The 12,362-nt window shown below is 40.7% G+C and carries 10 protein-coding genes; 5 read left to right on the top strand and 5 right to left on the bottom strand.

The genetic code is table 11. From position 1 onward, the window contains the following. Positions 1 to 25: 25 nt before the first annotated feature. On the top strand, positions 26 to 2,599 hold the full coding sequence (gene clpB, locus AC1EU0_RS08270) for an ATP-dependent chaperone ClpB (protein WP_480301917.1): 2,574 nt from the start codon (positions 26 to 28) through the stop codon (positions 2,597 to 2,599). A gap of 46 nt (positions 2,600 to 2,645) precedes the next feature. Here clpB and AC1EU0_RS08265 read toward each other — a convergent pair whose 3' ends face one another. Further along, positions 2,646 to 3,101, bottom strand: coding sequence for a hypothetical protein (locus AC1EU0_RS08265; RefSeq protein ID WP_480301915.1), 456 nt, complete (start codon positions 3,099 to 3,101; stop codon positions 2,646 to 2,648). Positions 3,102 to 3,409: 308 nt separating this feature from the next. Here AC1EU0_RS08265 and AC1EU0_RS08260 point away from each other — a divergent pair, with 308 nt between their 5' ends. The 4 genes from AC1EU0_RS08260 (at position 3,410) to AC1EU0_RS08245 (ending at position 10,339) form a co-directional block, all read left to right on the top strand. Then, positions 3,410 to 3,946, top strand: a complete 537-nt coding sequence (locus AC1EU0_RS08260; RefSeq protein WP_480301913.1) for a type II secretion system protein — start codon at positions 3,410 to 3,412, stop codon at positions 3,944 to 3,946. Between the two features lie 24 nt (positions 3,947 to 3,970). Continuing rightward, positions 3,971 to 4,465: a GNAT family N-acetyltransferase gene (locus tag AC1EU0_RS08255; RefSeq protein WP_480301911.1), complete on the top strand. Its 495-nt coding sequence runs from the start codon at positions 3,971 to 3,973 to the stop codon at positions 4,463 to 4,465. A gap of 233 nt (positions 4,466 to 4,698) precedes the next feature. Further along, positions 4,699 to 7,500 carry a hypothetical protein gene (locus AC1EU0_RS08250; protein WP_480301909.1) on the top strand — a complete coding sequence of 934 codons (2,802 nt, stop codon included), beginning with the start codon at positions 4,699 to 4,701 and terminating at the stop codon, positions 7,498 to 7,500. Positions 7,501 to 7,651: 151 nt separating this feature from the next. Then, positions 7,652 to 10,339 carry a TonB-dependent receptor domain-containing protein gene (locus tag AC1EU0_RS08245; protein ID WP_480301907.1) on the top strand — a complete coding sequence of 896 codons (2,688 nt, stop codon included), beginning with the start codon at positions 7,652 to 7,654 and terminating at the stop codon, positions 10,337 to 10,339. A 68-nt stretch (positions 10,340 to 10,407) separates the two neighbouring features. Here AC1EU0_RS08245 and AC1EU0_RS08240 read toward each other — a convergent pair whose 3' ends face one another. The 4 genes from AC1EU0_RS08240 to AC1EU0_RS08225 all read right to left on the bottom strand — a co-directional run bounded on the left by AC1EU0_RS08240 (position 10,408) and on the right by AC1EU0_RS08225 (position 12,358). Further along, a complete protein-coding gene (locus AC1EU0_RS08240; protein WP_480301905.1) occupies positions 10,408 to 10,836 on the bottom strand; it encodes a hypothetical protein in 429 nt (142 codons plus the stop codon). Positions 10,837 to 10,880: 44 nt separating this feature from the next. Then, on the bottom strand, positions 10,881 to 11,396 hold the full coding sequence (locus AC1EU0_RS08235; protein ID WP_480301903.1) for a hypothetical protein: 516 nt from the start codon (positions 11,394 to 11,396) through the stop codon (positions 10,881 to 10,883). Between the two features lie 31 nt (positions 11,397 to 11,427). After that, the gene (locus AC1EU0_RS08230; protein WP_480301901.1) at positions 11,428 to 11,811 is read right to left on the bottom strand and encodes a hypothetical protein; all 384 of its coding nucleotides are present in this window, start codon (positions 11,809 to 11,811) and stop codon (positions 11,428 to 11,430) included. Between the two features lie 130 nt (positions 11,812 to 11,941). Further along, positions 11,942 to 12,358, bottom strand: coding sequence for a VOC family protein (locus AC1EU0_RS08225; protein ID WP_480301899.1), 417 nt, complete (start codon positions 12,356 to 12,358; stop codon positions 11,942 to 11,944). Positions 12,359 to 12,362 lie beyond the last annotated feature (4 nt).

Genomic DNA, 12,362 nt, shown 5'->3' with positions numbered 1-12,362 from the left:
TAGTTTGATTTTAAGGAGAGGCGGTATGCGACTCGACAGAATGACCAATAAATTTCAACAGGCATTATCCGATGCTCAGTCGTTAGCACTTGGACGTGATCACCAATTCATTGAACCTGTGCATGTAATGTCTGCCTTAGTGAATCAAGAAGGTACATCCATCACTCCGCTTTTAAGTGAAGCGGGAGTTAATGTAAGAAGCTTGCGTTCAGCACTCAGCCAAGAGATAGATCGTTTGCCTGTTGTTGAAGGCACTGGCGGCGATGTTCAATTGTCTCAAGCCATGGGACGCTTACTGAACCTCTGTGATAAGACGGCTCAAAAGCGCAAAGATAAGTTTATTTCAAGCGAGCTATTTGTTCTTGCCGCGCTTGAAGGTAGCGATAAGCTTACGTCATTACTGAAAGACGCAGGTGCGACCGTAGAAAAAATTGAAAAAACCATAGAGACGATTCGTGGTGGTCAAAATATGGATGATCCCAATGCAGAAGATAATCGCCAAGCCTTAAAAAAGTATACCGTTGACCTTACTGAGCGAGCTGAGCAAGGGAAACTAGATCCAGTGATTGGTCGTGATGAAGAAATTCGTCGTACCATTCAAGTCTTGCAACGTCGTACGAAAAACAATCCTGTGCTCATTGGTGAACCAGGCGTGGGTAAAACAGCGATTGTTGAAGGTTTAGCTCAACGGATCGTAAACGGAGAAGTACCTGAAGGCATTAAAAACAAGCGTGTACTTTCTTTAGATATGGGCGCTTTAATTGCTGGTGCTAAATACCGAGGTGAATTTGAAGAGCGTCTTAAAGCGGTACTGAATGAACTAGCCCAGCAAGAAGGGCAAATCATCCTGTTTATTGATGAGTTGCACACTATGGTTGGCGCGGGTAAAACCGATGGCGCTATGGATGCGGGCAATATGCTCAAACCCGCATTAGCTCGTGGAGAATTACATTGTGTTGGTGCCACGACATTAGACGAATATCGTCAGTATGTTGAGAAAGACGCGGCATTAGAAAGACGTTTCCAAAAAGTGTTGGTGGAAGAGCCTAATGTGGAGTCGACTATTGCTATTTTACGTGGCTTAAAAGAACGTTATGAGCTTCATCATCACGTCGAGATCACCGATCCTGCGATTGTTGCTGCTGCCACAATGTCACATCGTTATATGTCTGATCGCAAGTTACCCGATAAAGCCATCGACTTAATTGACGAAGCCGCATCGTCGATTCGTTTACAAATGGACTCTAAGCCTGAGCCATTAGATAGACTTGAGCGTCGTGCAATTCAGTTAAAACTTGAAGAACAGGCATTAGCAAAAGAGAAAGATGATGCCAGTGCTAAGCGTTTAACTACCTTGCGTGATGAGTTAAATAAAGTCGAAAAAGAAGTGGCTGAACTGACCGAAGTATGGACGGCAGAAAAAGCGGCCTTGGCAGGCACTCAACACATCAAAGCCGATTTAGACCAAGCGAGACATGACTTAGAAGTCGCACGTCGTGCCAGTGATTTAGGTCGCATGTCGGAATTACAATACGGCAAGATACCTGAATTGGAAAAACAGCTGGATTTAGCTTCACAAGCTGAAATGCAAGAAATGACCTTGCTGCGCAACAAGGTAACTGATGTTGAAATTGCCGAAGTATTATCAAAAGCTACGGGGATCCCTGTTGCCAAGATGATGGAAGGCGAAAAAGAAAAGCTACTGCAAATGGAAGATGCCTTGCATGAGCGTGTGATTGGACAAAATGAAGCTGTGGATGCTGTGGCGAACTCCATTCGTCGAAGTCGAGCAGGGTTGTCAGATCCGAATCGTCCTATTGGTTCATTTCTATTCTTAGGCCCAACAGGGGTTGGTAAAACTGAGCTGTGTAAATCGCTAGCTAATTTCTTGTTTGATACTGAGTCTGCCTTGGTTCGTATAGATATGTCAGAGTTTATGGAGAAGCACTCAGTGGCGCGTTTGGTGGGGGCTCCTCCTGGGTATGTGGGTTATGAAGAAGGTGGTTATTTAACTGAAGCGGTTAGACGTAAGCCGTATTCGGTGATCTTACTTGATGAAGTAGAAAAAGCGCATCCAGATGTGTTCAATATTTTGCTTCAAGTGCTAGATGATGGGCGTTTGACTGACGGGCAAGGTCGCACGGTTGATTTTCGAAACACGGTGGTGATCATGACTTCTAACTTAGGCTCTGATTTGATCCAAGAACACGCTTCGGATCTGAATTACCAAGAAATGAAGCAAGCGGTAATGGGCGTTGTATCTAACAACTTCCGACCAGAGTTCTTAAATCGCATTGATGAAACTGTGGTATTCCATAGTCTTGGTCAAGAGCACATTAAGCACATTGCTGGTATTCAAATTGAGAACTTGCGTAAGCGTTTGGCGGACAAAGATTACGGTCTAGAGTTAGGTGAAGAAGCGTTAGATCTTATCGCTCAAGCAGGGTTTGATCCTGTATATGGGGCAAGACCTCTCAAGCGAACCATACAAACTGAAATTGAGAATCCATTGGCTCAGCAAATTTTGCAAGGTAAGTTGCTACCCGGAACACCAATTAAGGTGATTCGAGTAGAAAATGAATTAGCCTTTGAGCAGTAAGTCGTAATCTATTTAAAATGCCGCGATTATCGCGGCATTTTTATGTCTAATCCCAATCGCTACATTTATTTAAAACACACTTAACGCCAACGTAGTTTTTAGCATCACCGTTATAGAGCACTTTGCCTCCCAGCATACTGATAATTTCAACTTTCTCTGTGTCATGTTTTACCGTTTTATTAGACATAGTGACTACCCCAAGTTGAGCAAGCTGAGTAGCACCTAGCTTAGTGTCTGGAAATTTCAAAACCAACGGCAGAATTGATAAATTTCCGACGGGAATACAAGTTGCAGGGTTCCGCTTTAACTTACATACCAGTGATGGAATGGATGCCTGCGGCGTAAAATTACTCGAAGGAACTTTAGATGAGCTGACTGTGAAATTTGAAAGGTTATTTGAGTTTTGCAAATTGCCAGTTGCGTGGCTTGCTGCCATGGCTGTACTACAGGTTAGGGTCAATGACGCGAATGCGAGTAGCTTAAGCTTATTAAATGTACTCATTGTTTCTCCTTTAGTGTAAAGAAAATGAGCTGGTATACGGTGTGACGTGTACCAAGAACGAGTAAATCTAAAGGCTGTTAATTAAGGCTGTCAAAGTGAATCTTTGAATAAAAAAACTATACGCTAGGTAAAAGTTGTTTGTTATTGATTTTCCAAAAAAATACGTATTAGATTTGTTGAGTATACGATATGTCATGCTTAAATAAAGAGGTTAGCAACTATGGTTATTTATGGTTCAATAAATTAATATTGCGCTGAGTATATAGTCTATGTTGGAGATTTTTTGGACTGTGAGTGTTGGAAGGAAGATGCAAAGAGCTAACAAAGGGTTCACCTTAATAGAATTAGTTGCAGTCATAATAGTGCTCGGAATTATAGCGGTAACAGCGTCCAGTAAATTCATTAATTTTGAAGATGATGCATTAATTGCTACCCATCAAGCAACAGCAGCCTCTTTTAAACAAGGGATCCATATGGCTCACATCAAATGGATGGCTGAAGGGCATTCTGGGCCAGTTGAAGAATTTAATATCTATCCACAAAGTTCAAGAAATATTGATATGAATCGTTTTGGATGGCCTGCACAAAGTTGGAATGGAGGACGTGAGAGTTTTCCTGATCTTGATAATGGTGCAGATTGTCAATCGGTATGGAATCAAGTGTTGGACGATAATTCTGCCAGAGCTGCGGAGCAAGGTCGAAATAATGATTATGTTAATGCAGATGCAGCTGATTACTTAGTTAAATATATTAATCCCGCTCAATGTACTTTTAGTAATGTGAAGCAAAATACATTAACGGTAAGTTATAACGCCCATACTGGCGAAGTGTCAGTTGGAATATAGGAATTTAATGGAAGAAATCACTAAATGACAACAATTACCATCCGTCATAGCACTCCTGAAGACATCAAAGCTATTGTTGCTTTGTATCAGCAACCAAGCATTTATGCTAATACACTTCAACTACCTCACCCATCAACCGAAAAGTGGAAGTCTTTTTTTGACTCTTTACCTGAGAACTTTTACAGCTTAGTAGCAGAAAAAGATGGCAAAATTGTTGGGCAATTAGGGATGGAAGTATTTACCCGGCCTAGACGAAAACATGTAGCTAATTTAGGTATGGGAGTTTGTGGTTCTGCAAGAGGTCAAGGAGTCGGTAAAGCCTTATTAAAAGAAGCACAGAGACTGGCTCATGATTGGTTGGCCGTAACACGTATTGAAATTGAGGTTTATACCGACAATCAAGCTGCGATTGCATTATATAAGAATTGTGGCTTTGAAATGGAAGGCACAGCTAAGAGATATGCTTTCCGTGATGGTGAATATGTTGATGCATATTATATGGCGTCAGTGTCGAACTAGCGAAGTCTGTTCTTCTAAATTGACTTTAAATTAATGTGATTGGAGGTGTTGGCTAAGTGGTTGTTTTATTTTGAAAACAATCTCAGCTGTAATTTTTTTGTAGTATTTTTTAAATTTTTTAGAAATATAAAATAAATATTTTAGAAATATAAATGCCGTCCTATTGTCATTTTTGAGGGTTAAGTTTTACCTGCCTAAAAACTTAACCCTAAATTCCGTCCTCGGAGATGACAATGGAACTGAAGAATCTTTTCAAATTGGCTGCTTTAACATCAGCATTAGCATTAGCTGGTTGTGGTGGCGATATCAATGTAAATACTGGTAGTGAAGGTAACAATGGCGGTGGTAGTGTTACACCTCCCTCACCGGTAAAGTCAGATCAAGAAAAAGCATATGGCGGCTTCGCATCAAAAAGTACCACTATTACAAAAGTAGACGGTAAAGAAGTATGGGTACTAAAAGGAAATTTAGCTCCAGCCTCCAGTGCTTCAACAATTGGTAATAACGGTGGTCAAGACGGCAAGCGTATCGTTTTAGGAAACGATGTAGTTTGGTTACTTGAAGGTGCGGTTGTTGCTGGTGGTGATAACGCAAACCAAGTTGACTTAGAAATTAAAGCAGGCACTAAAATTTTAGGTGCTAGTGAATCTTATCTTGTCATTAGTCGTGGCTCAAAAATCAAAGCTGAAGGTACTGAAAGTGCCCCAATCGTTTTCACATCTGCTGCTAAAGGTATTGGCCAGCAAGGTACTGCAGGTCAGTGGGGTGGATTAGTATTACTTGGTAATGCTCCTGTTAACACTTGTCCTGACTTAAACAACTGCTCAACATCTTTTGAAGTCGGTAACCACAACTATGGTGGTAACAAAGCTGACGATAACTCTGGTTCTCTTAAGTATGTTCGTGTTGAATTTGGTGGTTTCAAAATCAACGATAAGCAAGAAATGAACGGTATTTCTTTCGGTGCAGTTGGTAGCGGCACTCAAGTTAGTCATATTCAAATCCACGAAAATAATGATGATGGTATCGAATTCTGGGGTGGTAGCGTTTCAGTTAAAAACGTTGTGCTTACTAATAACTTTGATGACTCTTTAGACTGGACAAACGGATGGACGGGTGCTGCCCAGCATGTATATATTCGCCAAAAAGACAATGGCTCTAACCGTGGTATTGAAGCCGATAGCAACGGTAATGCTGATGCAGAACCTATGTCTAATCCTGTATTAGCTAACTTTACTATTGAAGTCGCTGAAGGGAAAAATGCAAACGGTGAGTATGCCGAAGGTATTCTATTCCGTAAAGGTACAGGTGTTAAAGCCTTCAACCTGCTTGTTAAAGGGACAGCAGGCTCTAAAGAGTGCCTAGAAGTAAACGGTAGCAGCACTGTAGATAATGTTGAAGCTGATAAACTAACAGTTGAGAACAGCATCATTGATTGTGTTATGCCATTTAAGAGCACTAAAGATGATGCCGATAATGTGATCTTAAATGCTGAAGAGTGGTTCTTAGCTGCAGGTAAAAATAACCTCGCTGCGGCTTCTGATTTAAATGGATATCAACCAAACCCATCTTCTCCTGCGCTAGCTAACGGTAAAGCTAACTTGGCCAACGAAGATGCACGTTTAGATAACGCTGAATATGTAGGTGCATTTGACGGTACCAATGACTGGACCAAAAACTGGACAACAGATATTCATGGTGATTCTGGCGAGCAACCTTCAGCAGCACTTCCTGTACTAAGCTCATGCCCAGTAGGTACAGCTTCTGAAACAGTAACCGATGGTACGTTCAAAGATTCAAAAGTAAGCTTAGTTTGTGGTCTATCTGGCAATATCAATTCTAACGTGACATTACTTGCCGGTTCTAACGTACTTTATAAGCTAAAAGGTGGTGCAGTACTTGTTGGTGGTGATAATAAGGACTCTGCAACTTTAGGTATTCAAGCTGGTGTAAATATCATCGGAGAAGCAGGAAGTTACTTAGCGGTAAGCCGTGGTTCTAAAATTATGGCTACTGGTACTAAAGAGCGCCCAATTGTCATGACTTCTGAAGAAGATGCGATCACAGGTGCGACTGCTGCTGGTGGACAGTGGGGTGGTCTCGTACTACTTGGTAATGGTTTAACCAATAAATGTGATAACAAAGATGACTGTGACGCTTCTTTCGAAGTCGGTAACCACAACTATGGTGGTAACAACAATGCAGATAACAGTGGCCGACTAAGTTATGTGGTTGTTAAATATGCTGGTTTCAAAGTAAATGACAAACAAGAGATGAACGGCATCTCATTTGCAGCAGTGGGTAGTGGTACTCAAGTTGACCACATTCAAGTTCACGCAAATGGTGATGATGGTGTTGAGTTCTGGGGCGGTGCAGTAAGCCTTGAGTATGTATACCTTACAGACAATTTCGATGACAGCTTAGACTGGACTAACGGCTGGACAGGTAGTGCGCAACACGTATTAATCGAGCATAAAGACAATGGTTCTAACCGTGGTATCGAAGCGGATAGTAATAGTGATGCTACTAAGACTCCTATTTCGAAGCCATATCTAGCTAACTTTACCATTCTAGTTGGAAGTGGAAGTAACGGAGAAGATGACGCAGAAGGAATCTTACTTCGTAAAGGAACACAAGTTAATGCTTATAACATGTTAGTTAAAGGTAAAGATGGTTCTGGTGAATGTCTCGAGATTGATGATGACAATACGGTCACATTTGCTCAGCAAAATAAATTAATCTTTACCAATAGTCTTATAGATTGCCCTAATGAATTTGAAAATGCAGTACCAAACTCAGATAAAGGTCACACTTTAAGTTATGACGTTGAAGCTTGGTTTAAAGGACAAGAAGGTAACTTAGTGGAAGACGCCAAATTAGATGGCTACATCCCTATGGCTTCATCAAAAGCATTAACTGGAGGTAAGGCTGGACTTCCATCAGTAGATAATCGCCTTAAGGAAGCTAAGTACATTGGTGCTTTCGACGGACAAACCGATTGGACTGAAGGCTGGACGTATAAGCCTGCGCAGTAATCATAATCCACCGACGACCTAAGCGGTCGTCGGTTTCTTTAAAAAAAGCAATTTGATCACAATGAATGGAAGTTGCTTTTTTTAAATATAAAAACACACCCTATGAACGAAAACCGCAGTCGATGACGGTTTGAGACAGGACAGTCAAGAAATGAAGACCAAGCCAAACTTTTCCACGAGTAAATTAACGAAAGCCATTGCCCTTGCTATATCAGCAGCGGCAGCTTTTACTGTTTTACCTGCGTTTTCAGCTGAAGAAGCTGAATCAACAACGGCTGATGAAAATAAGGTTATCGACAAAGACGATTTTCCGATTGAAGCCATACAAGTAATTGGTCGTTTAAGAAGTTCAGCTTCAGCTGCTATGGAAGAAAGACGAGAGTTGCCCACTGTTGCTGATTTGATGGGGGCAGAGCAAATCAGCCGAACTGGTGATAGTGATGCGGCAGCCGCTCTTCGCCGCGTAACAGGTTTGACTTTAAAAGATGGTAAATTCATTTACGTACGTGGTTTAGGTGAGCGTTATTCATCGACTTCGTTAAATGGTGCCGTGGTTCCATCGCCAGATCCAACACGTAATGTGGTACCGCTTGATATGTTCCCTGCATCAATTATTGAATCCTTGTCGGTACAAAAGGCGGCATCGGCTGATATGCCTGCTGCTTTTGGTGGTGGTCATGTTGATATTCGTACCAAGTCGATCCCATCTGACTTCTTATTCAAGATGTCTGTAGGTAGTGAGTATAATTCTAATGATTCAGACGACAGCTACACCTATCAAGGTGGAAGTGATGACAAATGGGGGAAAGATGACGGCTCTCGAGCTATGCCTCAGAGCATCACTAATACCATCAAGGCTTATGGCGGTATCAGTCCTATTGATATTTTAACAGGCTCAAAAGGGGCTCTGAACTTCCAACAAGCTCAAAACCTCAACCGTTCACTAGCGTTAGATTTGAACCGCAATATGGCGATTGAAACTAGAAATACGCCTACACCTATAAATGCAAACCTAGCCATTGGTGATAAGTGGGAAGTCGGTGAAGAATCAGTATTCGGTGCGCTAGCAGCTGTGGCTTATAAGCGTAAGTCTGAGAATTACACTAAGCGCGAAGTTGAATTAGATGGTGGTAAAGATAATGTACAAATTGAAAATCAGAAGGACATAAAGGGTACAGAGTCTGTTGTTCAGCTTTCCGGCATGTTCAACATGGGTTTCGAATTAAATGATGACCATAAAATAGAGACATTTACGACTTATCTTCGTGATACTTCAGATGATGTGTCGATTGGTATTGAAGAAACCATTGATACTATTAGCGAATCCAATGCGCTTCAAATCTACGAGGTTGAATACGAAGAGCGTACTTTGATCAGCAACCAAATTCGCGGCGAACATTACTTAGTGGACTTGTGGGATATCCAAGCAAACTGGATGTACTCAGATTCTCGCTCACGTCGTTATGCGCCAAATGAACTGTCATACACTTATAACGTTATTGAGCAAGATGATGGCACTTTTACCAACCCTATTTTAAACACCCAAGATGCGCCAAAATACGTTTATAGTAATCTGGAAGATGATTCCAAAAACTATGGTTGGGATGCAGCGTTACCGCTGGAGTTTGGCAGTACTACGGTAAAAGTTAGAGGCGGCTACCAATACTTCGAACGTGTTCGTGACAGTAAAGCAACCCGTTTAGGGCTGGAAGTTCGTCTAACACCTTCATCAACTCACGGTTCGATTTTATCTGAGCGATTTGATCAAATTTTCTCAAACGAAAACATTGATACGAACCGTTTAAACCTTGAACTCCGAGATGCATCTACGGATACAGAAGATTATGTCGCCACTGAAAAGAATGATGCATACTTCGGTAGTGTAGATATTGATTTTGATGACGTATGGCTCATTAATGCGGGAATCCGTTATGAAGACTTCCGTCGCGTCACATTACCGTTAACACCAGAGGGTGAGATTTCTGATGAGAATGGCCGATACAAAATACTTGATTACATCATTAAAGATGACGGCATCTATCCATCACTATCGGTAACGTGGAAAGACTCTGATATCACCCAATGGCGTTTAGGTGTGAGCAAAACCGTTGTTCGCCCGGATTTACGTGAAGTGTCACCTGTTCGTTTCCAAGACCCTGTGACCGGTTTTGACTTTTTCGGTAACCCAGAGCTTAACAGTTCAGATATCGTAAACTTCGATCTGCGTTGGGAGTGGTACTCTGACGAAGGTAACAGCTTCAGCGTTGGCGGCTTCTACAAAGACTTAGAAGCACCAATCGAGCCAATTCAACGTATTTCAGAAGCGGGTCGTCAGTTGAAGTTCTATAACGCTGAATCAGGTTTGATTTACGGTATCGAAACTGAGTTTTTGCATGACCTTGAATTCTTAGGCGGTATTGGTGAAAACTTCTTTGTTGCTGGTAACTTAACTCTAAGTGACTCAGAAATTGAAATTTTACCTAATGGTGAAATTGACCCAACCAACTTAAAGCGTCGTATGACAGGGCACTCTAAGTGGGTGGCTAATTTACAGTTGAGCTTTGATTCTCCAGATGAATCTCACAGTGCGACCTTAGTTTATAACATCTTTGGTGAGCGTATTGCCTACGGTGGTCGTGGTGGTTTAGATGACGTTTATGAGCAACCATTCAGCAGCTTAGACTTTACTTATAGCTTTACACCTGATGAATTTTGGTCTGTGAAGTTTAAAGCGAAAAACTTGCTTGGTTCTGAAACTGAATATGATCAACAAGGTACTCAGGTTTATGCTAAAGACCCAGGAACGGGGCTATCCCTACAAGTGAGTTACACATACTAGCTCACGAAAGTTTGATCAAAAAAAGGCGATACCATCAGGTATCGCCTTTTTGTATCAAGCTTAAGTTTCTAACCTTTCAAATGTGTTTTAATTTTTTCGTTATGAGTTTGCATTTGGCTCTGTAAATCAGACATCTTTTGTGCAATATTTACTGCGTTTATCAGAGCTTCATTGTAATGTTTTCTCATATCAGCAAACATCTTGGTTTGCTCAGGAGATAAGTCATTATTATCTACTTGAATTTCCTTAAATGCACCGTCTAATGATTCAAGAACAGAAGCTGTTTTATCGGCAACTGTATTAGCATCTTGGGAATGAAGGTTTTCATACAAGCCTTTCAGTGTTTTGAGTTCGTCGTTAATTTCATTAAACTTTTTTGCAATGTCTTGCCCAAATAAAGTTTTTATTTTAGCTTCGTCAAATTTAGGCTTAGCATCCTGCATTTGATCTATATTTTGGCTGACACTTCCGCTAGTTATTGAATCAATCGGGCTCATTTTTGACTTCCTTGTAGATGGGTAATTAGAAGACTATAGCTGGTTTATCCTAGTAGAGATTTTTTAATCGTTTGATTATTTTGCGCTAATGTAAATTCAACATCAGTCAGTTTTTTCAGAATATCAATCTGTTGAATATAGGTGTTACGAAAATACCGGGATACCTTATCTAGTATTGCCGCTTTCGCTTCATCAAAAACCTTTTGATCATTACTCTTTAGGGATTTAAGAGTTGTGGGATCATTTTTTGCGCTAGAGTAAACCTCCTGTTCTAGAGCAGTGGGCCTATAGGAAGCATCAGATGCTTGCGATAGTGTTCGATTAAGCTCTTTCATCACAGCTTCGTTCAGCTCTAAGGCTTGTTTTCCCTTATTCGCAGGAAGTGTATCTAGCATTTTTTTGAGCTCATCAACTTGCTTATCTATCTGGGAAAATTTAGTAGCAAGCTCTTGGCCTAACACTGCTTTAATTTCATCAGTATTAAGTTTTCCATGCCTTTCATGAGCAGGATCTAATCCAATAGGTTGTTGACTGCCAGAAATTGAATCAATAGGGCTCATTTTGACTTCCTTGTAGATGAATATGACTTGATTATAGTTGATTATTTACAAGTTCAGCGGTTATGCGTTTGATCTCTTTTACATCATCTTGTATTTCTTTAAGGCCTTGCTTTACATCCTGTATTGCAATTTGAATTGCTTCTTCTCGTTTTAGTTCTGCTTCATTTAATGTCGTAGCAGCCGAAGATTGAGCATTGGTAAGAATTAAACTGCAGCTTTGAGTGAGGTCTTGCAGCATCTGCTTTAAGCTTGCAAGTTTTAGTTCCAGCTTTTTTTCATATCCCACAAGGTGATTCACCAGCTTGTTGAATTGATCTTTTAAATCAATTGCATTTTCAGATTCTGATATAGTTGAAGGGGTAGGCTGATCTACTGCAAGCACACTCCTAGTTGAGTCTACGGATAAATCGCTCATAATATTTTACCTCTTTGAGTGAAATATCCGTTTTCATTGCTAAATCTCTATCTATTAAGATTAGGACATTGATAATGAACCTAATATTGAATAAACATTAAAATTTCATCATTTGGTCAAACCTGATGCATCAATAACGATTTCTCTCACTCGGCAGGTCTGTTAAATATTCAACAAATTCTACTTCAATTCCGTTAGGGTCAATAAAATAAACGCTTTTATGGCTTGGGTCTTCTCCGCCATTTATGGCAATTTGATATCCAGCTGATTCTAGTCGGATAATTAATGCATCAAGATTGGAGATAGTAAAAGCGATATGGGCTAAACCTATTTGTGAGGTTTTCAAATCACGACCATCTTCTATTCCATGGTCACTAAATGCGAGGTAGTGATAATCATCGCCAAAATGTAACCAATTACTTGCCATTCCATACCGGATATTTTCGCCACCACCTCTCACTTTCCAATGAGGAAATGCAGCTTGGTAAAAGGCTAATGTCTCATCTAAGTCTCTAACAACTATATTTACGTGTTCTAATCGAATCATATTG

The organism is Parashewanella sp. 2210YD4-3 (assembly GCF_056591735.1).
The sequence above is the reverse complement of the archived record's forward strand: the minus strand, read 5'-3'. Positions and strand labels throughout refer to the sequence as shown.